Annotated in this window: 19 protein-coding genes; 11 read left to right on the plus strand and 8 right to left on the minus strand. The window is 61.2% G+C overall.

Translation table 11 applies throughout. The annotated features are described in order from the left end of the window. Positions 1-13: 13 nt before the first annotated feature. Positions 14-724: an AraC family transcriptional regulator gene (locus CIW50_RS08535; RefSeq protein ID WP_172980268.1), complete on the minus strand. Its 711-nt coding sequence runs from the start codon at positions 722-724 to the stop codon at positions 14-16. A 243-nt stretch (positions 725-967) separates the two neighbouring features. Here CIW50_RS08535 and CIW50_RS08540 point away from each other — a divergent pair, with 243 nt between their 5' ends. Both CIW50_RS08540 and CIW50_RS08545 read left to right on the plus strand, forming a co-directional pair. Next, the gene (locus tag CIW50_RS08540; protein WP_149530833.1) at positions 968-1,564 is read left to right on the plus strand and encodes a TRAP transporter small permease subunit; all 597 of its coding nucleotides are present in this window, start codon (positions 968-970) and stop codon (positions 1,562-1,564) included. Positions 1,565-1,608: 44 nt separating this feature from the next. Further along, complete coding sequence (locus CIW50_RS08545) at positions 1,609-3,447, plus strand: TRAP transporter large permease (RefSeq protein WP_149530834.1); 1,839 nt, start codon at positions 1,609-1,611, stop codon at positions 3,445-3,447. A 14-nt stretch (positions 3,448-3,461) separates the two neighbouring features. Here the strand turns inward: CIW50_RS08545 and CIW50_RS08550 are convergent, their stop codons facing one another. From CIW50_RS08550 to CIW50_RS08560, 3 genes are all read right to left on the minus strand, one after another. Next, on the minus strand, positions 3,462-4,205 hold the full coding sequence (locus tag CIW50_RS08550) for a 2-keto-4-pentenoate hydratase (RefSeq protein ID WP_149530835.1): 744 nt from the start codon (positions 4,203-4,205) through the stop codon (positions 3,462-3,464). A 153-nt stretch (positions 4,206-4,358) separates the two neighbouring features. Beyond that, positions 4,359-5,447 (minus strand): TRAP transporter substrate-binding protein, encoded by a 1,089-nt coding sequence (locus CIW50_RS08555; protein WP_149530836.1) that lies wholly within the window; start codon positions 5,445-5,447, stop codon positions 4,359-4,361. A 204-nt stretch (positions 5,448-5,651) separates the two neighbouring features. Beyond that, positions 5,652-6,818, minus strand: coding sequence for an Mrp/NBP35 family ATP-binding protein (locus CIW50_RS08560; RefSeq protein WP_149530837.1), 1,167 nt, complete (start codon positions 6,816-6,818; stop codon positions 5,652-5,654). Between the two features lie 311 nt (positions 6,819-7,129). Here CIW50_RS08560 and CIW50_RS08565 point away from each other — a divergent pair, with 311 nt between their 5' ends. The 4 genes from CIW50_RS08565 to CIW50_RS08580 all read left to right on the plus strand — a co-directional run bounded on the left by CIW50_RS08565 (position 7,130) and on the right by CIW50_RS08580 (position 10,572). Continuing rightward, on the plus strand, positions 7,130-7,999 hold the full coding sequence (locus CIW50_RS08565; RefSeq protein WP_149530838.1) for an NAD(P)-dependent oxidoreductase: 870 nt from the start codon (positions 7,130-7,132) through the stop codon (positions 7,997-7,999). 184 nt (positions 8,000-8,183) lie between these two features. Next, positions 8,184-9,785, plus strand: a complete 1,602-nt coding sequence (locus CIW50_RS08570; RefSeq protein WP_149530839.1) for a sensor histidine kinase — start codon at positions 8,184-8,186, stop codon at positions 9,783-9,785. Positions 9,786-9,830: 45 nt separating this feature from the next. Continuing rightward, positions 9,831-10,049, plus strand: a complete 219-nt coding sequence (locus CIW50_RS08575) for a DUF1289 domain-containing protein (RefSeq protein ID WP_149531561.1) — start codon at positions 9,831-9,833, stop codon at positions 10,047-10,049. Positions 10,050-10,059: 10 nt separating this feature from the next. Continuing rightward, positions 10,060-10,572: a TIGR02281 family clan AA aspartic protease gene (locus CIW50_RS08580; RefSeq protein ID WP_149530840.1), complete on the plus strand. Its 513-nt coding sequence runs from the start codon at positions 10,060-10,062 to the stop codon at positions 10,570-10,572. Here CIW50_RS08580 and dusA read toward each other — a convergent pair whose 3' ends face one another. From dusA to serA, 3 genes are all read right to left on the minus strand, one after another. Beyond that, entirely contained in the window at positions 10,573-11,562 is a 990-nt protein-coding gene (gene dusA, locus CIW50_RS08585; RefSeq protein ID WP_149530841.1) for a tRNA dihydrouridine(20/20a) synthase DusA, read from the minus strand. A 191-nt stretch (positions 11,563-11,753) separates the two neighbouring features. After that, entirely contained in the window at positions 11,754-13,514 is a 1,761-nt protein-coding gene (locus CIW50_RS08590; protein ID WP_172980269.1) for a GGDEF domain-containing protein, read from the minus strand. A 623-nt stretch (positions 13,515-14,137) separates the two neighbouring features. Continuing rightward, positions 14,138-15,391: a phosphoglycerate dehydrogenase gene (serA, locus tag CIW50_RS08595; RefSeq protein ID WP_246664241.1), complete on the minus strand. Its 1,254-nt coding sequence runs from the start codon at positions 15,389-15,391 to the stop codon at positions 14,138-14,140. Positions 15,392-15,682: 291 nt separating this feature from the next. Here serA and CIW50_RS08600 point away from each other — a divergent pair, with 291 nt between their 5' ends. From CIW50_RS08600 to CIW50_RS08620, 5 genes are all read left to right on the plus strand, one after another. Continuing rightward, positions 15,683-16,975: an NAD(P)/FAD-dependent oxidoreductase gene (locus CIW50_RS08600; RefSeq protein ID WP_149530844.1), complete on the plus strand. Its 1,293-nt coding sequence runs from the start codon at positions 15,683-15,685 to the stop codon at positions 16,973-16,975. Positions 16,976-17,131: 156 nt separating this feature from the next. Further along, positions 17,132-17,989, plus strand: a complete 858-nt coding sequence (locus CIW50_RS08605; protein ID WP_149530845.1) for an FAD binding domain-containing protein — start codon at positions 17,132-17,134, stop codon at positions 17,987-17,989. Next, positions 17,986-20,352, plus strand: a complete 2,367-nt coding sequence (locus tag CIW50_RS08610; protein WP_149530846.1) for a xanthine dehydrogenase family protein molybdopterin-binding subunit — start codon at positions 17,986-17,988, stop codon at positions 20,350-20,352. The genes CIW50_RS08605 and CIW50_RS08610 overlap by 4 nt, the downstream gene beginning before the upstream one ends. Next, positions 20,349-20,828, plus strand: coding sequence for a (2Fe-2S)-binding protein (locus tag CIW50_RS08615; RefSeq protein WP_149530847.1), 480 nt, complete (start codon positions 20,349-20,351; stop codon positions 20,826-20,828). The genes CIW50_RS08610 and CIW50_RS08615 overlap by 4 nt, the downstream gene beginning before the upstream one ends. Beyond that, the gene (locus CIW50_RS08620; RefSeq protein WP_149530848.1) at positions 20,825-23,137 is read left to right on the plus strand and encodes a xanthine dehydrogenase family protein molybdopterin-binding subunit; all 2,313 of its coding nucleotides are present in this window, start codon (positions 20,825-20,827) and stop codon (positions 23,135-23,137) included. Before CIW50_RS08615 ends, CIW50_RS08620 begins: the two co-directional genes overlap by 4 nt. Here CIW50_RS08620 and CIW50_RS08625 read toward each other — a convergent pair whose 3' ends face one another. Further along, a complete protein-coding gene (locus tag CIW50_RS08625; RefSeq protein WP_149530849.1) occupies positions 23,138-23,599 on the minus strand; it encodes a MarR family winged helix-turn-helix transcriptional regulator in 462 nt (153 codons plus the stop codon). It lies immediately after the preceding gene. Between the last annotated feature and the right edge of the window lie 56 nt (positions 23,600-23,655).

Genomic DNA, 23,655 nt, shown 5'->3' on the forward strand with positions numbered 1-23,655 from the left:
GGAACGTTTGTGACTATCGCATCGCTTCCCGATAGGTCTCGGGCGTCACGCCGAAGACGCGGCGGAAATGACGCCCCAAATGGCTCTGGTCGGCAAAGCCCTGTTCAACAGCGACTGCGGCAAGGGTCTCTCCCGCCCTGATCTGGCGGCGCGCAAGATTCAGCCGGCTCACGATCCGAAATGCATGGGGCGGCATTCCAACCCCACGAGAGAACGAACGCGTGAACGTCTCGCGACTGAGCCCATAGCGGGATGCAATCTCGCCGACGCAGGCATCATCCCGCGGATCAATCCGTGGCAGGTAACCTCCCATCAATTCATCACCGGCTGATGGCGGTAAGCAACGCACGGCGCGCGCCAGCAAACTCGCCGAAGTACCCCGGCTGAAAGCAGTGATTTCAGGAACCGAAAACAAGACCGGTGCATGTCGGCCACTTGGTAGGCTCACATATGTATTGATGCATCGCGTATCGCGATCAAAGTGCGGCAGCCCCCGATGCGGCCATCCTGCCGGGATATAGAGGCATTGGCCCTGCCGCACATGCACGATGCCTGACTTCATCCGAAATGCGCGACTGCCACGTATGACGAGCGTCAGTTGGCCCTCGTCATGAAAATGCGTGCCGAGAACCGGGGCAGCATCCCCATTCCAGCTCGCATACTCGGCATCGGCACGCTCCCGATCCGACCAATATCGCCACGAATTGTCACCCGTCAAAGGCATTGGATATGTTCCCCTCCCTGAACCAACCATGAGGCACCCTGCACCACGGGGTAACAATCTTCCAACCCCGATCCATGCCCCCTCTGGCCTTGGGCGGCACAACTCCCGGTGAACTTCGCCTAACTTCCAATTGACGACAGCGTGACACGCTGAAATGGTGCCCGCGCTTCGCTGCCCCGGCTGAAAAAGCCCTATGCACCAACGGCATGGCTAAATGGGGAGCAAGTTCGGGAGGGACTGGGGTTGCAATCACTGCTGGCGATAAGCCGTAAGATCGACGCCTTCAACACGTGGGCTGGACGATGGCTGTCCTGGCTGATCGTCGTCGCCGTGGTCATCTCTGCTGGCAATGCGATCATCCGCAAGGTGTTCGACTTATCCTCTAACTCATTTCTCGAATTGCAGTGGGTGCTGTTCAGCATCGTCTTTATGCTGTGCTCGCCCTGGACACTGCTGAGCAACGAACACATCCGGATCGACATCATCAACCACTCGCTGCCGCTGAAGGTGCGCGGATGGATCGATATGCTCGGTCATCTGCTGTTTCTGATGCCGTTCACGCTGATCCTGCTGTTCTGGTCGGTGCCGTTTTTCATTACCTCCTATCGCCAGAACGAGCAGTCGTTCAGCGCCGGCGGCCTGCCGCAATGGCCGGCCAAGTCGCTGATCATGATCATGTGCACCATGCTGTTCGTTCAGGGCGTTTCCGAAATCATCAAGCGTGCGGCGATGATGCGCGGCGTCATTCCTGATTCCAACGCCAATGCCATCAGCGCGCAAAGGGCGGCCGAACTCGAGGCCGAACGCCTGGTGATGACCATCGCCGGCGAAAAGCCGTGATCTCTCATTTCTCCCCCATCATTATTGCAGCGAAAGACGCCTGAATGACCGCTATGTTTATCCACTACATGGCGCCCATCATGTTCGCGTCGCTGGTGATCTTCCTGCTGCTGGGATACCCGGTGGCGTTTTCGCTCGCCGCCAACGGTTTGATCTTCGCCTTCATCGGTATCGAACTCGGCCTGTTTCGCCCCGACTTCCTGCAGGCACTGCCGGAACGCGTCTACGGCGTGATGAACAATGAGACGCTGCTGGCGATTCCGTTTTTTACCTTCATGGGACTCATTCTCGAGAGATCGGGCATGGCCGAGGATCTGCTCGAAACCATCGGACAGTTGTTCGGCAGCATCCGCGGCGGCATCGCCTATGCCGTGGTGTTCGTCGGCGCGCTGCTGGCAGCAACCACCGGCGTCGTCGCCGCATCGGTGATCTCGATGGGCCTGATCTCGCTGCCGATCATGCTGCGCTACGGCTATGATCGTCGCGTCGCCACCGGCATTATCGCCGCCTCGGGCACGCTGGCGCAGATCATCCCGCCGTCGCTGGTGCTGATCGTGATGGCCGACCAGCTCGGCCGCTCCGTCGGCGACATGTATGAAGGCGCCTTCATTCCCGGCATCGTATTGTCGCTGCTGTACGCGTTTTACATTTTCCTGGTCACTGTCTTCGCACCAAACGCCGCCCCCGGCCTGCCGCTCGAAGCGCAGACCCTGCGCGAAGTAGAGACTGCAAAACACCCGGTGATCCTGCCACTGGCAGCGGTTTCGGCTGCTGCGACGGCGTATTTCTTTGTCGTGCGTCTTGGCTTGTTCGACTGGACCTCGCCGCTATTCGACAAGATCGGCCTCGGCAAAGCGGTTCTCGAAGGCTTCTGGTTCGTGATCCTACTCGGCGTGCTGTTCAAGCCGTTCATTGGCATCATTCGTACCATGACGCTGTCGCTGTTCCTGACGCTAGTCAGCGCCACGACCATCGGCCTCATCGCGATGCGCTTTACCGAAGTGAAGGCCGGCGCCGACTACGTCGTGCTGACCATGTCGATCACCGTCGGCGTGTCCTTTGTGCTCGCGGTGCTCAATCGCTTCCTCCGTCTCGGATTGCTCTCGAAGCTCGCCGAACAGGTCGTTTTCGTGATGGTGCCGCCGCTCGGGCTGATCTTCCTCGTGCTCGGTACGATCTTCATTGGCGTCGCCACCCCCACCGAAGGCGGCGCGATGGGCGCAGCCGGCGCCATGATCCTCGCCGTGATGAAGGGCCGCCTCACCTTCGGCCTGACGCGTCAGGCCGCGGAAGCCACCGCGAAGCTTTCAGCCTTCGTGGTACTGATCCTAGTCGGCGCGCGCGTGTTCTCGCTGACCTTCTACGGCGTCGATGGCCATCGCTGGGTCGAGGAACTGCTTGTGTCGCTACCAGGTGGTCAGGTCGGCTTCCTCATCTTCGTAAACGCTTTCGTCTTCGTGCTCGCCTTCTTCCTCGACTTCTTCGAGCTCGCCTTCATCGTGATCCCGCTGCTCGGACCGGCGGCCGAAAAGCTCGGTATCGACCTGATCTGGTTCGGCGTGATGATGGGCGTGAACATGCAGACCTCGTTCATGCATCCGCCGTTTGGCTTCGCGCTGTTCTATCTGCGCTCAGTGGCGCCGAAGGAATCCTATATCGACCGCGTCAGCGGCAAGCGCATGGAGCCGGTCACCACCGGGCAGATCTATTGGGGCTCGGTGCCGTTCGTGATCATCCAGGTCATCATGGTCGGCCTCGTGATCGCCTTCCCGTCGATGGTCATGCACTACAAGGGCGCAGCTTCGGACATCGACTCCAGCAAGATCGACATCCAGATCCCGCAGATGGAAGCGCCGCCGCTGGACTTCGGGCCACCGAAGTAACGGGAAAGTCGGGCTTAGCCGTCGAACACCACTTCGGCTTCGCCCAGTCCCTCGAACCGGATGGAGCACCGATCGCCGGGCTTCAGGAACGGCAGTCCGGTCCAGCTGCCAGTCGTCACGATCTGACCTACCTTCACCCCAGCAGGCATCATGTTCACCAAAGCGACCGCGCCTGCGATTGGGTCATCGGTGGGATGACCGCCAGTGCGCGCGATCTGCGTCTCGCCATTCACGGTGAAGGTCATCTGCAGGTTTGGCAGATCGAGATGCGACCAGTCGGCGAGTTCGGGGCCGGTGACGAGCCCGGCATTGATGCCGCAATCGGCGAGCTGCTCGAGCTTTGGCCGGCTCAGCGGGTCGCGGAAGCGGCTTGAGACCACCTCAATCACCGGAAGCACCGCAACGGCCTTCGCGACCTCGTCACGCGTGTAAGGCGCGCTACGCGCCGGCAGATCGCGAATGAAGCGGAAGGCGACTTCGCCCTCGACGCCGAGATGCGGGACTTCGGCCACCGACATATGCGCCGGACTCGAACGGATCATCCGGGCTTCGATCAGACCCCGCGTCGGCTCGCCCTCGGGCGGCGCACCGGCCTTGAAGGCACCGATGGGCTCGCGGACCAGAGCGGCAACGCGATCCTGAATCTCGTGCGCCTCTCCTACCGAAGATGGCGTGACCGGGAGTCCCTCGATCTGCGTCCCACTACGGCGCGCCGCGGCAAGGATTTCTGCGGCGGCGGCGATCTCTGGTTCGGTCATGGCGATATCTCTCAAGGATAAAAGATTTGCAGCGTCCAAGAGACTTAGCGGATTTCCGCATCCAGCAACACCGCGCGGCACACGTGTGTGCCTCAATGAAAAACCCGACCTTCTCGCGAAGGCCGGGCTTCTTGTTTTGATCGAGGCTTAAGATCAGCCGCGAGTACGCGAGCGGATCATGAAGCTGTCGAAGGTGTATTCGGCGACCTGCCACCACAGATATTCGTCCGAACGATAGGCCTGCATCGCGTCGATCGACTTCTTGAAGTCGGCGTTCTTCGCGGAGACTTCAGCCCAGAGTTCGTTGGTGGCCTTGAGGCACGCATCCAGAACTTCATTGGTGAACGGACGAAGCTGTGTGCCACCGGCGACCAGCTGCTTCAGTGCTGCCGGATTCTGCATGTCGTAACGAGCGGCCATCCAGCTGTTGGCGTTAGCGCAGGCATTGGTCAGGATCGCCTGATAGTTCTTCGGCAGCGCATTGTATTTCTCGAGGTTGGTGAAAGCGTGCACCGTTGGGCCACCTTCCCAGAAACCTGGATAGTAGTAGTATTTTGCGACCTTCTGGAAGCCGAGCTTCTGGTCATCATAGGGACCGACCCACTCAGCGGCGTCGATGGTGCCCTTTTCGAGCGACGGATAGATGTCGCCGCCAGCGAGCTGCTGCGGCACGACGCCGACCTTCTGCAGCACCTGACCGGCAATGCCGCCGATGCGCATCTTGAGGCCAGAGAGATCGGCAACGGTTTTGATCTCCTTGCGGAACCAACCACCCATCTGGGTGCCGGTGTTACCGCATGGATGGCCGATGACGCCGAACTTCTTGAAGAACTCATTGCCGAGCTGCTCGCCGCCGCCCTGATACCACCAGGAATTCTGCTGACGTGCATTCAGGCCGAACGGCACCGACGCGTAAATCGCGAAGGTCGGATCCTTGCCAACATAATAGTAGGACACGGTGTGGCACATTTCGACAGTGCCGTTCGAGGTCGCATCGAGTGCCTGCAGACCGGGGACCAGTTCACCGGCCGCGAAGACCTGGATCTGGAATTTGTTGTCGGTCATTTCGGCGACCTGCTTCGCCATCATCTCGGCGCCGCCATAGATGGTGTCAAGCGACTTCGGGAAGCTGGATGCGAGGCGCCATTTGATCTCGGGCGCGGACTGCGCGATCGCCGGTGAGGCAACGGCAGCCACTGCGGCGCCGGCCGTAGAAACCTTCAAAAACTCACGACGCTTCATTCAAGCTCTCCTTTTTGCGGGCGTTTTCCCTAGAATTTCTTTGAGCATGTTCGACGGCAAATCGTTGCGCGATTCAACCGAAGACGCTCTGGTGCAGAGGCTGTCTAACACGGTTATTCGGCCGCGGAAAACACGACGAACGTCATTGCCAGCCCAATTGAACGAAAGTTCTATGCGACATCTCGGCCCCGGCCGCCGGCCGGCTTACGCAGCTGCAATAACGCCCTGCAACTGGTCACGGATCTGAGCGCCGATGGCCCGATAGATCGCGGCGTGTGGGCCATTGGGCTCACTGACGACAATCGGTGTGCCGGCATCCGACATCGCGCGGATGGACATATGCAGCGGCACTTCCCCGAGAAACGGCACCTTGAGCCGCTCTGCCTCGTGACGAGCGCCGCCATGACCGAAAATGTCCGACCGCGTGCCGCATTCCGGGCACTGGAAGTAGCTCATATTCTCGATGATCCCGAGCACAGGCACGTTGACCTTGGTGAACATCGCGAGGCCGCGGCGGGCATCGATCAATGCCAGGTCCTGCGGCGTCGACACAATCACCGCGCCCTTCAGCGGCACGTTCTGCGCCAGCGTGAGTTGCGCGTCACCGGTGCCGGGCGGCATGTCGACGATGAGGACGTCCAGCGTGCCCCAGGCGACATCGCGCAGCATCTGGGTGATGGCCGACATCACCATCGGGCCGCGCCAGATCATGGCGGTCTCTTCCTCGACCAAGAAGCCGATCGACATAATCGACAGGCCGAAGCGCTCGATCGGAATCATCTTCCTGTTGTCGTCGAGAACAGGTTTTTCATTGATGCCGGTCAGCCGCGGCACGGAAGGACCGTAGATATCAGCGTCGAGCAGACCGACCTTCAGGCCGAGGTCGCGCAGGCCCAGCGCCAGATTGAGCGCCGTGGTCGATTTACCGACACCGCCCTTGCCCGAAGCCACCGCGATGACCGCGGTAACGCCGGGAATCTCCGCCTGTTTTGACATTGGCGAATTGGCCGGATTCGCGTGCGGACGATGCGCCGAGACCGGTTGCACGCCGCCGGACTGCGGACCATGCGAATGTCCACCGGGGCCATGGTTGTGCGCAGGTGCAGCGGCCGGCGCGCTACCGGGCTTGCGCTCGGCAGTCAGCGCGACCATTGCGCCCGTGACACCAGGGATCGCCCGTACCGCAGCTTCCGCCTGCGCGCGCACGCTTTCCCAGGCCCGCGCTTCGGCGGCGTCCACATTGATCGAAAACAGCACCTTGCCGTCAGTCACCGCGATCTCGGACAAGACATCGGCATGGATCAGCGGCACGCCGCGCGGCGATGTCACCTTGGCCAGACCATCCAGAACCTGCTGCTTCGAAACGCTCAATGCGTGTCTCCCGATCAACGGACAATTCAAACCGCACAGATAGAGAACTTCCGCCCTAAGTCCATGGCGTTTCTAGGCGACCGCGAGGGTTTCAGGATTGCTCTGCACAAGACCCGCACCGGATTTCATTTTGCAATGCACCATGAGGCTACAGCCGTGGGTGGTAACGGGGGCTTTGCCGCGTCATGTGCAGCGACTATGCTGGCGCTCCTCATCACAAGCGATCTCGCCGCCACGAACCGGGGCGGCGCCCTCACTTCCCAACAGTCGACGTTCGGCAGCAAAGCCGACAGCATCCAAAGGGTACGGACATGGCCAAAGTTGCATTCATCGGTCTCGGCGTCATGGGTTTCCCCATGGCCGGTCACCTTGCCACCAAGGGCGGCCACGAGGTCACCGTCTACAACCGCAACGCAGCCAAGGCCAAAGCATGGGTGGAGAAGTTCGGCGGCAAATCCGCGCCGACCCCGAAAGCGGCTGCCGAAGGCCAGGATTTCGTGATGGCCTGCGTCGGCAATGACGATGACCTGCGTTCGGTCACGATCGGTCCCGACGGCGCTTTTGCCGGCATGCCCAAGGGCGCAATCTTCGTCGATCACACCACCGCCTCCGCTGAAGTTGCGCGTGAGCTCGATACCGCTGCAACCAAGGCCGGCTTTCAGTTCATCGACGCGCCGGTTTCCGGCGGCCAAGCCGGTGCGGAGAACGGCGCCCTGACCGTGATGTGCGGCGGCACCGCGGCGGCCTATGCCAAGGTCGAGCCGATCATCACGGCCTACGCCAAGATGCAGAAGCTGCTCGGCCCCGCTGGCTCCGGCCAGCTCACCAAGATGGTCAATCAGATCTGCATCGCCGGCCTCGTCGAGGCACTGTCCGAAGGCATCCACTTCGCCAAGAAGGCCGGTCTCGATGTGAATGCGGTGGTCGAGGTGATCTCCAAGGGCGCCGCGCAATCGTGGCAAATGGAGAACCGTCACAAGACCATGAATGACGGAAAATTCGATTTCGGCTTCGCTGTCGAATGGATGCGCAAGGACCTCTCGATCTGCCTCGCCGAGGCCCGCCGCAACGGTGCCAGCCTGCCGGTCACGGCTGTGGTCGATAACTTCTATTCAGAAGTTGAAACCATGGGCGGCAAGCGCTGGGATACTTCCAGTCTTTTGGCAAGATTGCAGCGCTAAGTATTTAATTCTGCAACATAAACAGCGGCGGAGCGGTGCTGGCCGGGCATCCTCCGCCGTCTCTGTTTTTATCGAATATTAACCGGATTACTTCGTTCTTTAAGGCACCTCTTAATGATTGTGCGGCACAGATAGGGTCTGTGAAAAACCGCCCGCATTTGCGTGCAGGATTTGTGTACGAGTGATGAGTGAGCCCGCCGCCAGGCCCGAGGTCGTCCAGCTTCCGGCTGAAACGCCCGCCGCTGTTCCGCCGCGCAATCGCCGGGCGGCACAACAACGGGTGCGCGAAGCGCGCGACCGGCTGACCTCGACATCGGGAACACGCCCGGCTTTCGATCGTGAACTGCTTCGCCAATACGCCCAGACTCGCCTCTCCGCCTCGCTCGTCGTTACCCTGCTGGTGATCGGCACCGGCATTCTGTTCGGCTTCTGGATGCAGCCGCTGCCGGCCGCGGCGTGGTCATGCGGGATGCTCTGCATTCACGCGGTGATCCTGCGCGCCTGCAATCGCTATCTGGCGGAAACGCCGACACCCGGCAGCACGCATAAATGGCGGCTGCGCTTTATCTTTCTGGACCTGCTCTACGGCTTGTCGTGGACGGTCATCCTTGTGCATCCGACCGGCGTCGACGTCGTCTCCAACTCGCTGATGATGTTCCTGATGCTGCTGGTGGTCGCGGTCTCCAGCATGCTCGCTGCAAGCCTGCCGATTGCCGCCTTTGCGGCTACCGCGCCGGTAACGCTCGGAGTCGCGCTGAGCTTCATCCTGCGCGGCACCTTCGACAATTATGTTCTGGCCGTTCTGGCCGTCGCGGCAGAGGGCTATTTCGCCCTGCTGGCGCAACGCCTGCACTCGACCACGCTCGCAACACTGGAAGCCCGCGCCGAGAAGGACGCCCTGATCGGCGAGCTCGAACAGGCCAAGGCGATCTCCGACGAAGCGCGCCACCGCGCCGAAGCCGCCAATGTCGCGAAGTCGCGCTTCCTCGCCCAGATGAGCCATGAATTGCGCACGCCGCTGAATGCCATTCTCGGTTTCTCGGAAGTGATGAAGAGCGAAATTTTCGGTGGCCATGCCGTACCGGTCTACAAGGACTACTCGGCTGACATCCATAACTCCGGCGTGCATCTGCTGAATCTCATCAACGAGATTCTCGACCTCTCGCGTATCGAGGCCGGCCGCTACGAACTCAACGAGGAAGCCGTCTCATTGGTGCATGTGGTGGCCGACTGCCATCACCTGTTGAAGCTGCGCGCATCAAGCCGCGGCATCACCATCCATGAAGTCTTCGAACATGGCATGCCGCGAGTCTGGGGCGACGAGCGCGCCTGCCGCCAGATCGTGCTCAACCTGCTGTCCAATTCGATCAAGTTCACCCCACAAGGCGGTGAGATCTGGCTCAAGGTCGGCTGGACTGCCTCGGGTGGCCAGTATTTGAGCTGCAAGGACACTGGCTCCGGTATCGCCGAAGACGAAATCCCGATCGTGCTGGCGTCGTTCGGCCAGGGATCGAACTCGATCAAATCCGCAGAACAGGGCGCCGGCCTCGGCCTGCCGATCGCCAAGAGCTTGATCGACATGCATGGCGGCACCTTCACGCTGAAATCGAAACTGCGGATCGGCACCGAGGTGATCGTTACTTTCCCGCCGGAGCGTGTGATGTCCGCGCTTGCGCCAATGGCGCCCGATGCTCCGCCGCTGCAACCCGAATACGAGATGAACGTCGCCGATGAAAAGCGCCGCGCCCGCAACAAACCCATCATGAATGCAGGAACCGGGCTGTGATTTCGACGCTTGCGCAAGCAAGCCGAACCGCTTCAATATTACTGGATGAGCAAAGAAACACCGTGCATCGCCGTCTGCTTCATCGACCCCAAGACCAAGCTCTGCCTCGGCTGCGGACGTACGCTGCCGGAGATTGCGCGCTGGGGGAAAATGGACAGCGCGGAGCGTCTGGATACGATGGCACTGCTGCCGGCCCGCATGGCCGACGCCGGGTTGGAGCCTTCGTCGACATACGCCGCGAAGAAGACACCCGCGACGACCTGAGAGGCTCGCCATGAGCCGGGTCTTTCTTCTGGTCATTGTCATCGTCGCGACGGCAGGGGCCGCCCTCGCCTATGGCGATCCCAAGCAGATCTCCAAGGCCGGCAATCTCGTGACGGAAATCTTGCGCAAGCAGAGCCCGCCGCCGTTGCGGCTGGTCGATGTCCCGCGCGGCAATACCGGCGAGTTCGGGCTTCAGGCCAAGATCAACGGCGTCAAGACAGCCATGGTGATCGATACCGGCGCCACGTCGGTGGTACTGACTTATGAAACAGCAAAGGCCGCGGGTCTGCCGCTCGAAATGCTCGACTACAATGTCGACGTGGAAACTGCAGGCGGCCGCACCAAGGCTGCGCGACTGACGCTGGACCGCCTCGCCGTCGGCAAGCTGGTCGAGCGATCCGTCCCGGCGCTGGTGGTGCCGCGCGGCCAGATGAAGACCAACCTGCTTGGGATGAGTTTTCTCGATCGCCTGGAAAGCTGGGAAGTGCGCGCCGACAAATTGATGCTGCGCGGTTATCCCTAACTACGCCGCTTCAGACACGGCTGGCTCATCCTCGACTTGCGCAATGGCTTCACGCAATACGTCGATCACGGCGCCGTGCTTGACACCATTCTCCGCGAGATAACGCCGAAACGCACGCGCGCCACGCACGCCGTGAAACGCGCCGACGAAATGCCGCGTTATCGAATGCAGCCGCGTGCCCTGCGCGAGTTGGTCTGCGATGTAAGGCATCATCGCCTCGAACGCATCTTTCATCGTGGCGTGCGGCGCGGGCTCGCCGAAAATTTCCGGATCGACCGCGAGCAGTCGCCACGGCTCCTGATAGGCCGCGCGTCCCAGCATCGCGCCGTCCACATGCGTAAGATGCGCCGCCGCCTCCCGCACGCCGGGAATGCCGCCATTGATGCTGATCGGCACATCGGGCATCGCCGCCTTCAGCCGGTAGACGCGGTCATAGTCCAGCGGCGGGATATTGCGGTTCTCTTTCGGCGACAGGCCGTTGAGCCATGCCTTGCGCGCATGCACGATCAGACCGTCAGCGCCGGCAGCGACGACCGCGCGCGCCAGCGTATCGAGTGCGACTTCCGGATCCTGATCGTCGATGCCGATGCGGCATTTCACGGTGACCGGCACGTCCACGGCCTGCTTCATCGCTGCCACGCCGCGCGCCACCAGATCAGGCTCGGCCATCAGGCAGGCGCCGAAGCGACCGTCCTTCACGCGATCCGAGGGGCAGCCGACATTGATATTCACCTCGTCATAGCCGAAATCCGCGCCGATCTTCGCCGCTTCCGCAAGATGTGCCGGCTCAGAGCCACCGAGTTGCAGCGCCACAGGATGTTCGCTGGGGTCGAAACCAAGCAACCGCGTGCGATCGCCATGGATCACGGCACCCGTCGTCAGCATCTCAGTATAGAGCCGCGCCCGTCGCGACAGCAGACGATGGAAGACGCGACAATGTCGGTCAGTCCAGTCCATCATCGGCGCAATGGAGAAATTTCTATCTAACATATTGTTTTCATTTAAGTTTGCAACTTCGTTCCGTCGGACTGATTTTTGTACTGGCACATAATCAGAACTACGGAGCTAAAGCATTTTCCTTTCTTTTCAACCGCTTGACCAGATCGCAGTTCTGCCCGCGACAGTTTACGCCAACCAAAGCACGGCGGCGCTGGCGGGAAAAAAGAAGTCATCGCAAATGATCAGAACGAAGCAGCGCAGGGGTAATTCTCGTCCTTGGTGTCCTGCGGTGTTGATGCCGATTCCAATGCTGGTCGTGTCGGTGCTTCCCGTGCGAAGCGAACGCGATTTCGACCGTCCAACTTTGCGCGGTAAAGTGCGGCGTCAGCAGCGTCAATCAAGCAGCGCCACTCATCCTGCCCGCAACGCCCCCTGGCCACGCCGAAGCTTGCGGTGACATGCAATCGCGTACCATCGGAAATGACGATCTCGTGCAATTGCAACGCGAGCCGGATTCTCCTTGCCAGCGCTACAGCACCGGCAAGACCATCATCGGAAATCAGAATTGCGAACTCCTCGCCGCCAAAACGGGCGACGATGTCTGTTGGACGCACGAGGGAGTGCATGAGGCGTGCGGCTTCTTTGAGGACATCGTCGCCGGCGAGATGACCATGCGTATCATTGACACTCTTGAAATGGTCGAGATCGATGAGGATGAGAATGCACGCGTCGCCCGCCTGGGTCTGGCGATCAACACGGCGCTCACCGACCTGATCCAATGCACGTCGATTCAGGACGTTGGTTAACCCATCGGTCTCAGCCTGCAGTTTCAGTTGCCCCATCAGGGATGCACGCTCCTGCAGCTTGCCCTGCAAGATATCGATCGCATCAAACAGATGGAGCATCTCAGAGGCGTGATGCGGGTCACGCTTCAAGGCCATTGGGCGATCTTCTGCCAAGCCGATCACCTCTTCCCCGGCTCGTAGCAATGGCCGGAAAATAATGGCCTGGACGGAGAGGACGAAGCCAATCAGCACAGCAAGAATCAGAGCAGTCACAGCGGCGACGGCGACAAGAATTTTCAGCGCACGGTCGCGAGCCGCGACGACATTCTCAACGGCCAGATCCAAAAACGCGCTGCGAAAGCGCTCCAGCGGCTGAAGTGTGGCAACGAAACTTATCGTCAGTTGCTCGGCTGTCATCGAATAGCTGCCGGATAGCCGGCCTTCCCCAATGAGCGCATCGATGATCGCGAGTCCCTTGCCAAGGAACAGACGCTCCACATCCCGTCGACCGTCCAGCAGACGATAATCTCCATGATACAGCGCATCCTGACCTCCGACGAGGCGCCAAAGCTCCAGGATGCGACCGCGTGTGCGACCGGCGTCGACCAAGTTCTTGAGTTCGAGTTTTTCGCCAAGAGCGACCGGCGCTATAATCTGGGAGGCTATCCGGCCGCCGTATTCCCGAAGGTCACTCAACATCTGGCCTGTGAGGACCGGGGCGGCCAGACCCGTATCGCTGTTAACCAGTGCGTTCGCCTTCCACGCGATCGCGGCCTGGAAGTCATCGACGACCACGAACATATCCTCGATCGCGCGTTGCATATCCTCAACACGTCGGTTTTCGCGTGGTATGGAGACGGCGCGGTCAACTTCCATTCTGGCTTGCCAGAGCTTCTCCCGCACCCGGTCGAACAAGTGCTTTGGAACAGGATGATCGTGCAATCCATATGACATAGTTAGATGAGCGGCCGCCCCATCGAGGGCGGCATCGCTTCGGGCCCGGAACTCGGCAAGCCTTTTTGATGCGGGGCTGTCCGCGGGCGCTTCCGCAGCCATCATGACGTTGGCTGGGCCACGTTCCGCAGAAAGGTGATTAGCGGTGTCGAGGAGCAGCCGGAAGGCCTGAATATCGAAGAGATTTTGCCGAGCCTGCGCATAATCCACGTACAACCGGCCGATGATGGTGAGAGCAAGGATGGCGGTGCAGATAATCGCCAAGCCGGTACGAGTCCAAAGCTTCCGACGGAGACTGTGTTCGGCTTTGCTCTTGGGTCCATCCACCCTGTGGCTGAATTGGGCTTTCGCTCCTTCAGACTTTGCCTTGAGAGAATTCCACAATCTTAAATTTATAGATCGAAACATGTAACCCCGTCCAGGACCTAATACATCCTTCAATGGCTCCATAATTTCGAAGCCAGTGTGACGATCAAAATATCGATATCCAACTGCCGATCAGTGAATCAACTTGGTAACAAGTTTGTTTATTTCCAGCGCTCCGTAATGTTGCCTTCAACAGATCAATTATGATGATTGATTGAGCATCGTCTCGTCGGGTGTTCGCCATACAACCTCCGAGCGCAAGTTCATGCATCATAGAGCGTCTCGGAACTGCTCGCCGAGATGCGATACACGACAACCTTCAAGTGAAGACGGAAGCGCCACATCCCTCGCTTCTCACGCCTCGAAAATGGTCGGTTACAACATTTAGTGCTGCAAGGCGTATCGAGTTCGCCTCAAGTGCCGGTGACGCTTTTCTTTTCCGCTCAGTCGGTCCAGTGCATCATCGAGAGAAGCTGCTTCAGACCATATCAGAGACAACTATCAAATTTAGCCTGCCGGGTTCAGCCCTTGTACTCGTAGAGCAAGCGCGCGCGGATTGTGCCTTCGAGCGCTCGGATATCCGCGAGCACCCGCTGACTGTCCGCGGCGGACGCGTCGGCGTCGAGCACGACATAACCAACATCGCTGTAAGATTCGTAGTATTGCGCAGCGATATTGACCGCGTGACGCGCGAGCACTTCGTTGAGCCGCCCGAGCATGCCCGGCACATTGCGCTGCACCTGGATGAAACGTGTACCCGACGGACGGGCCGGCAACTGCACTTGCGGGAAATTCACTGCACCCATGGTCGAACCGCTGTCGCTGTAGTCAATCAGCTTGCGTGCGACTTCGGCGCCGATACGCTCCTGTGCTTCTTCGGTGGAGCCACCGATATGCGGCGTCAGCAGTACGTTCGGCAGCCCCTGCAGAGGCGTCACGAAGCGCTCCTGGTTGGACCCCGGTTCGACGGGAAACACGTCGACGGCAGCGCCGCGCAGCTTGCCGTTGCGCAGCGCCTCGGCGAGTGCATCGAGATCGACCACCGTGCCGCGGCTGTTATTGATGAAATAGGCGCCGTCTTTCATGGCTGCGAGCTCGTCCCGGCCGATCATGCCCTGCGTGGCCGGCGTCTCCGGCACATGCAGGCTGACGACGTCACTCTGCGCCAACAATTCCTGCAGAGTCGCGACCGGCTCGGTATTGCCATGGCGGAGCCTGTCGGTGTGATCGTAGAAGATCACGCGCATGCCCAGCGCTTCCGCCAGATTGGAGAGCTGCGAGCCGATGCTGCCATAGCCGATGATACCCAGGGTCTTGCCACGAACTTCGTGACTGTCATTCGCCGACTTGTCCCAGCGCCCATCATGCGCAGCATTCGATCGTGGCACGATCCGGCGCAGCAGCATGACGATTTCGCCGATCACCAATTCGGCGACACTGCGCGTGTTGGAAAACGGCGCATTGAAAACAGGAATGCCTGATCGACGCGCCGCATCGATATCCACCTGATTGGTGCCGACGCTGAAGCAACCGACACCGATCAGACGGTCAGCCGCGTCCAGCACGTCCTGGGTGATCTGGGTACGCGAGCGGATACCCAGGATATGGACACCCTTGATGGCCTCCTTCAGGGTATCGCCATCGAGCGCCTTGGGCAGGCGCGTCACGCTCGAATAACCGGCTGCCTCGATCAGCTCGACCGCGCTGTCATTCACGCCTTCGAGCAGCAGGATCTTGATCTTATCTTTCGGGAGGGAAAGCTGCGGCACAGGCAGGCTGTTCTTGGTCACGGTCGCGGCGTCCTTTGAGCAATGAATGAGACAGAAACCACGCTGGAGCGGTAAGGCTCCGGTTGGTCCGGCTCTCATCATCTGGTTCGATTTAGCGTCTGTTTAACGCCACCGCACCGATCTTGCTATGGGTATCTAACCCTTTGAAATCATTTATTTCTGATCGCAAGCGGCAGGCAATCCGGCTCCGAACCGCGCCGCGGCCCGGGAGAATCTGGAGCAACTGATACGTCCGTGCAGCCTCGCGGGGAACGGAACGGGGTCCGGGAAATTGTCATGCGAATTCAGCGTGAGGCGCCGACTGCGCCTGCCCTTCCCGACCTCAGGTGCTCCATTTCCGATCTCGATCCCGATACCACCGAGCATGCTGATTTGCGCGGCGGACATTCGCCATGGTTTGCCGGCCTGCAGCATGCCTCCCGTCAGCCCCTCACCGAAGACATCACATGCGACGCCCTGATCGTCGGCGGTGGCATCACCGGCGCCCTGATGGCCGAGCAACTGACGCGGCAGGGACTGGATGTGGTGATCGTCGATCGCGAATTGCCTGGGCGCGGCAGTACAGTAGCGAGCACGTCGATGCTGCTGTGGGAGATCGATCGTTCGTTGCAGGAGCTGACACATCTCTATGGCTATGAGCGCGCCGCGCGTGCCTATCGAGCCAGCTATGACGCCGTCCATGGATTGAAGGCACTGGTCCGGACGCTCGACCTGCGATGCGACATGCGCGCGAAGGACTCGCTCTATCTTGCCGCAGGCGAGGGTGCCAAAGGACTGATCGAGGAACACGCGCTTCGCGCGCGCGCCGGTCTGCCCGGCACACTCCTCGATCACAAGGCCCTCCTGTCCGAATACGACATTGCCCGGGCGGGTGCCATCATCTCGCCGGACTCGGCAGATTCCGATCCGTTGCAACTGGCACTGGGGCTGCTGAATGTCGCGACGGCGCGCGGCGCGCGATTGTTCGAGGCGGAGACGGCCACGTTCGACTCCGCAGGCCACGCCGTCGGAGTTCAATTGACGGACGGCCGTACCGTCGAGGCGCGCCACGTCGTGCTGGCGACGGGCTATGTGATGCCCGATATCGTAAAAACGACCGTGCAAAAGCCGTCATCGAGCTGGGCGATCGCGACAAAGCCGCAGCCGGACAGACTCTGGCGTGACGGCGTGCTGATCTGGGAAGACAGCAAGGATTATCTCTACGCCCGAACCACCGCATCCGGCCGCATCATCATCGGCGGCGAAGACAGCGACGAGATCATCGATCCCGATGCACGCGACGCCCTCATCCCGGCCAAGGCGCGCGCGCTGACGGACAAGCTTGCTGCCCTTTGGCCACGTGCCGAGCTTGCCATCGACTATCGCTGGGCCGGCACCTTCGACACCACGCGCGACGGCCTGCCGCTGATCGGCCCGGTGCCGGGTCATCCGAATCTCTATGCTGCCTATGGCTATGGCGGGAACGGCATCACCTTCAGCTATCTCGCAGCGCAACTGATCGGCGGGATGATCGCGGGCAAACGCTCGCCATTGCTGGATGACTTCGCGCTGCAGCGCGATATCGCCTGAAACTTAGCGCGCTCGACTCGGCAAATTCAGCTATCCCCGTGTGATCAAAACGCAGGCGGCGAACGCCCCGTTTTGCGTCAGCGCCCCTGATTGACTTCCAAAAGGCGATTGTTAGCATACAAGTGAATTTTGGCCCTCCTGCCAGGGGTTTTCCGCATGAAGCCGGCGCCGTTCACCAGGCACGTTCCACGCACCGTGGATGAGGTTGTGAGTGCATTGGCCGAGTTTGCGCCGCTCGACGGCCGCATTCTGGCGGGCGGCCAGAGCCTGGTGCCGATCATGGCGTTCCGCATGGCGCGGCCAGCACACTTGATCGATATCAACGAGGTCGAAGGGCTCGACCGCCTCGCTGTTGACGGCGACTATCTCTCGATTGGCGCGCGGGTGCGCCACGGCGCATTCCATAAGCCTGTCATCGACGGTCCGCTTGGTAAGCTCCTCGCTTTCGTCGTCAGCCACATCGCGCATTATCCGATCCGCATGCGCGGGACTTTTTGCGGCAGCCTCGCCCATGCCGACCCTGCATCGGAATGGTGCCTCGTCGCCGCGACGCTCAATGCGCAACTCGTCGTAAAGAGCGTGCGCGGCGAACGTATCGTTGATGTCACGGATTTCCTCGAAGGCATCATGTCGACATCGCTCGCCGAGGACGAATTTCTCGCCGAAGCCCGTCTGCCGCTGCTGCCCGACGACACCAAATTCGGCTTCTACGAATTCAGCCGCCGAGCGGGCGATTTTGCGATGTCTGCCGCGCTCGTTACCTATCGCCTCGTCGATGGCGTGATCGCTGATGCCCATGTCGGCATCGGTGGTGCCGAGGATCGTGCGCGACGGATCACTGAGGCCGAAGACGTGTTGAACGGTCAGGTTCCCTCGCCGGACCTGTTCGTCGCCGTCGGCGAAGCCGCAGCCAATGCGATCGAGCCGCTGGAGGATATCCAGACCACTGCGGAATATCGCTGCGATCTGGTCCGCGCCGTGACGCGGCGCGCACTGGAGCGGTCGGCACAATGACGGTCCACACCAAGGGCTCCGGTACGACCTGGGTCGGGCGTTCGATCCGCCGGCTCGAGGACCCCGCCCTCGTCACCGGCCGCGGCCGCTTCACCGCGGATATGCCGGCCACGCACTGGGTACGCTTCGTCCGCAGCAGCGTGGCTGCCGGAACGATCGAGAACATCACGGCGCCGGAGGGCGCAGGCATCGTCACGGCCAAAGACCTCACAAAGCTGAAGCCGATCCGGCCGATGCTGAGCAAGTTCAACTATGTCGCCGTGGGTCAGCCGATCCTTGCCGATGGCGTGGTGCGGTTCACAGGTGAGTCCATCGCGGCCGTCTACGCGCCGAGCAAGGATCAGGCGGAGGACATTGCCGATCAGGTCGAGGTCGAGATATCCGAAGGCGCGCCGCTGATCGACGCGACGGATGCGCTTGCCGAGGACGCTCCGCTGGTGCACGCCGACACCAAGCACAACGTGATCGTTGAGGGTCGTATCGCGACACCCGGCTTCTCGGACGTCTGGAAGACCGCGCACAAGGTACTGCGCGTCGATGCCCGCTCGCGCCGTCAGAACGCAACGCCCATGGAAGCTCGCGCCGGCCATGCCGCCTATGACGGGTCGACTGGCCGCGTGACGCTGACCTGCACCACGCAGATGCCGCATCTGACACGCACGGCGGTCTGCGACATCCTCGGCATTCCGGAATCCGATCTGCGCGTCGTCGCGCCCGATGTCGGCGGCGGCTTCGGGCAGAAAATGTCGCTCGCACCGGAATATGTGCTGCTGGTCTGGCTGGCGCGCAAACTGCGCAGCTCGGTGGCCTGGACCGAGGATCGTCGTGAGAACCTGATCGCCAGCTTTCACAGCCGCGACCAGCACGTTCAGCTCGAAGGCGCGTTCGACGCAAAGGGCAAACTGCTCGCGCTGCGCGGCGACATCGTCGCCAATATCGGCGCCTATTCCTGCTTCCCGACTACCTGCGGCGTCGAACCGCTGATGGCGCTGGCTGAGCTACCCGGCCCTTACGATGTGCGCGCCTATGATTGCCGCTCGCGCGGCGTGATGACTAATACCTGCCCGATGGCGCCCTATCGCGGCGTTTCGCGGCCGGTGATCACCTTCGTGCTCGAACGCCTTATGGACAAGGCGGCTGCCGTCTTCGGCATCGAACCCACTGAGTTGCGCCGTCGAAACCTCATCGACAAATTTCCCTATACGTCAGCGACCGGGCTCGTCTTCGATGATGGCAGCTACAAGGAAACCATGGAGATGGCCATCAAGGCCATCGACCTCGACGCGTTCCGCAAGCGCCAGAAGACGGCGCGCGATGCCGGCCGCTATCTCGGCATCGGCTTTGCCACCTTCTCCGAGCGTACCGGCTATGGCAGCCCGGCTTTTGCCGCGCGCGGCATGGAAATCACGCCTGGCTTCGAGACCGTGTATCTGACCATCGACCCCTCGGGCTTCGTCGAGGCGCGGATCGGCTCGTCACCTCACGGTCAGGGCCTGCGCACCTCGCTGGCGCAGATCATTGCCGACGAAATCGGCATCGATCCCGAATTCATCAAGGTGGTTCACGGCGACACCGATCGCTCGCCCTATGGCTGGGGCACCTTTGCCAGCCGCTCGCTGGTGCTGTCGGGCGGTGCCAGCCTGCTTGCCGCGCAGAAAATCCGCGCCAAGCTCCTGAAGATGGCCAGCCATCTGCTGGAAGCCGCGCCCGAAGACATCAAGCTGCAGTCCGGCTCGGCGCATGTCATCGGCACCGATCGCTCGGTGACTATCGCATCGATGGCGCGTGCGGCCTATCACCAGACCCACATCTTCAAGGGCGAGATCGAACCGGGCCTCACCGAAACCGGCACCTACGATCCCTCCGGAACGTTCTCCAATGCCTGCCATGTCGCCGTCGTCGAGGTCGATATCGAGACCGGTCGCGTCGAGATGGAGAAATTTCTGGTCGCAGAAGACGCCGGGCTGATCATCAATCCGATGATCGCCGACGGTCAGGTGCATGGCGGTGTCGCGCAGGGCATCGGCAACGCGCTGCTTGAAGAGATCATCTATGACGAGACCGGAAACATCCTGACCAGTACCCTCGCCGATTTCTTGCCGCCGACGACGCACGAGATTCCCGAGATCGAACTGCATCACATCGAGACCCTGACCGGCAATTCGATCACCAAGGCCAAGGGCCTCGGCGAAGGCGGCGCCATCGGCGCGCCGGCCGCCGTGATCTCGGCGATCAATGACGCCTTGTCGTCCTTTGGAATCTCCATCGACGAAATGCCGGCAACGCCGCAGCGCATTCGTGCGGCGCTACGCGCAAGCGGAAAATTGCCAGGAAAACTCCCAAGCATGGGAAGGCTTGCATGAGCGACAAGACCGACATCACCCTCACCATCAACGGCCATTCTCACGCCATTCGCGTCGAGTCCCGCCGCACGCTTGCGGATGCGATCCGCGAGGATTGCGGCCAGACCGGCACCCATATCGGTTGCGAGCACGGCGTGTGCGGTGCCTGCACGGTGCTGGTCAATGGCGAACCGGTGCGCTCCTGCCTGATGTTCGCGCAGCAGGCCGACGGCAAAGAGATCCGCACAGTGGAAGGCCTCGCCGATGGCGACGAGATGCATCCGATGCAGCGCGCCTTCATGGAGAACCACGGCCTGCAATGCGGCTTCTGCACGCCCGGCTTCCTGATGCTCGCCGTCGGCGTGCTGGAGCGTGAACCGGATATTTCCGACCACGATCTAATCGACGTCCTGTCGTCGAACCTGTGCCGCTGTACCGGCTATCAAAACATCATCAAGGCAGTGCGCGCCGCCGCGGTGGAGATGCGTCAGTCGTGAGTGCTGGCGCGAAAGCGACCTTGGTCGGCAAGTCCGTCCTCCGCAAGGAAGACGGCCCGTTGCTGCGTGGCCAGGGTAAATTTGCTGCGGACATCAATTTCCCGAACCAGCTCCATATGCGCGTGGTGCGCTCGACCTACGCCCACGGCAACATCGTCTCGGTCGATCTCGCGTCGGCGCTCGCCATTCCCGGCGTCGTCGCCGCATGGAGCTTTGCCGACGTCGCCGATATCCCACCAATCGACTTTCGCCTGACACGGCTTGAACAGCTTGCCGCCTATCGGCAGACCATTCTGGCCAAGGACAAGGTGCGCTATGTCGGCGATCCCGTTGCCGTCGTGTTCGCCGAAGATCCTTATCTCGCCGAAGACGCCGCCGAGCATGTCAAGGTCGAGATAGAAGAACTGCCGGTGATCCTGCAGGCCGATGGCGAGATCGGCGAATTCCGCAACGGGCTCCCCACCGAGACGGCGCTGATCAAGAAGGGCTATGGCGACGTCGACGGGGCTTTTGCGAATGCGCATGCCGTGGTCAGCCTGTCGCTGTCCATCGGCCGCCATTCCGGCGTCCCCATGGAGACGCGCGGCGCCATCGGCCGTTACATTGCCGAGACGGACATGCTGGAAATGTACGGTGCTGCGAAAGTCCCGCACTGGAATCGCGACCAGCTTGCGAAGATGTTCGGCCGCACCGCTGCCAACACCAATCTGTTCGAAGGCCATGTTGGCGGCGGCTTCGGCATTCGTGGCGAGATGTATCCCGAGGACGTACTGGTGTGCCTGGCCGCGCTGCGCCTGGGCCGCCCGGTAAAATGGATCGAGGATCGCCGCGAGCATCTGATCGCAGCCAATCACTCGCGGCAGCAAACCCATCACATCCGTGCGGCGATCGATCGCGACGGCAATATTCTGGCCATCGACAACGAGTTCTTTCACGATCAGGGCGGCTACATGCGCACGCATGCCGCGACCGTGCCTGACCTCGCCGCCGCGATGCTCCCCGGCCCCTATCGGATTCCCGCCTATCGCGTGCTCGGCCATATCCGGCTGACCAACAAGACCCCGGGCGGGACCTATCGCGCGCCCGGCCGCTATGAGAGCACTTTCGTGCGCGAAAGATTACTGGATGCAGTCGCCGCCAAAGTGGGGATCAGCGGCGTCGAGGTCCGCCGCCGCAACCTCATCGCGACCAGCGAGATGCCGGTCACGCGTGCACTGGAAACGCTTGGTACCGACATCGTGCTGGATTCAGGCGATTATCCGAAGCTGCTGGACAAGGCGCTGAATGGCATCGGCTGGGACGACCTGCAGACGCAGATTACGTCGCGTCGCAAGACGGGCGAACTGGTCGGCTCCGGCGTCGCCATGTTCGTCGAAAAGAGCGGCCTCGGCCCGTTCGACGATGTGCGGATCAATGTCGGCACCGACGGGCTCGTAGAAGTCGTCACCGGCGCCGCTTCGGTCGGCCAGGGCGTCGAAACTGTCATCGCTCAGATTTGCGCAGAGAAACTCGGCGCCAGCTATGACAATGTCAGCGTGATCCACGGCCAGACCAACCGTATCGCACGGGGTCTCGGTGCCTTCGCCTCGCGCGTCTCCGTGATGACCGGCGAAGCGACGCGGCAAGCCGCGCTAAAGCTGCGCGATAAGGCTCTCGCGGCCGCAGCTGAATTGATGCAGTTGACGGCCGATCAACTCGATATTGTCGATGGCGAGATTGTCCGCCTCGATGGCGGTACTGGCCCATCGATGACGCTCGCTGAGATCGCAAAGGCGCTCGAACCGGGAGGCAATCTGGTTGGCGATAGCGAACCGGGCCTGTTCGCCGAAGCATCGTTCGAATCCAAGCATATGACCTACCCCTACGGCGTCCATGTCGCCGTCGTCTCGCTGGCGCGCGATACAGGCGGCATCAGCGTCGAGCGGTATCTTGTCGCCTATGACATCGGCAAAGCGATCAACCCGATGTTGGTCGATGGCCAAATCGTTGGCGGCGTGGCCCAAGGCATCGGTGGCGCGCTTTATGAAGAGTTCACCTACGACGACCGCGGCGAACCGCTGGCGGTAACTTTCGCCGACTATTTGATGCCGACGGCTCGCGAAGTACCTGATGTCGAAGTGATTATTTCCGAGGATGCGCCGAGCCCGCTCAACCCGATGGGCCTCAAGGGCGCCGGCGAAGGCGGGACCAATGCCGTGGGCGCGTCGATTGCAGCGGCCATCGACGATGCGCTTGGTCAGCCCGGCGCGATCACGCAACTGCCGGTCACGCCGCAGCGGATCAAGGGGCTGCTCAACGCCAAAGTCTGATCAGGTAATCTTCTTCAGCAACCGCGTCAGTGTGCGTTGCTCTTCCGCCGTCAATGGTCGCAGCGTCTTGGCGCTGACTTCAGCGGCAACGCGGATTGCGCCATCAACCACACGGGCGCCCTTCTCAGTCAGCGACACCGCACGGCGGCGACGGTCCGTGGGGTCGCTGCCGGTGGTGATGAAACCACGCAGGCCCAGCCGATCGACCACACCTTTGATGGTAGCGGCATCGAGATAGACCAAGCGACCGAGATGGTTCTGTGAACTCGGGCCGACCTCATGCAGCTTCGCCAGCACCGCGAATTGCGTCTGGGTCAGATCTTCGATCATGTTGGACATGAAGATGGAGGTGTGGCGCTGCATCGCCACCCGCATCAGGAAGCCGACCTGGGAGTCGAGGACATAGTCCGGCGACGGCTCCGTAGCCGGAAGGGCCTTCAGCTTGCTGGGTTTCTGCGTCATCTCGGTTCCGACGATCTCTCACTAGTTATGGACGATCTTCGGTTGCTGCGACAGAT

It is taken from the genome of Tardiphaga sp. P9-11, assembly GCF_008329525.1.
Lineage (GTDB): Bacteria > Pseudomonadota > Alphaproteobacteria > Rhizobiales > Xanthobacteraceae > Tardiphaga.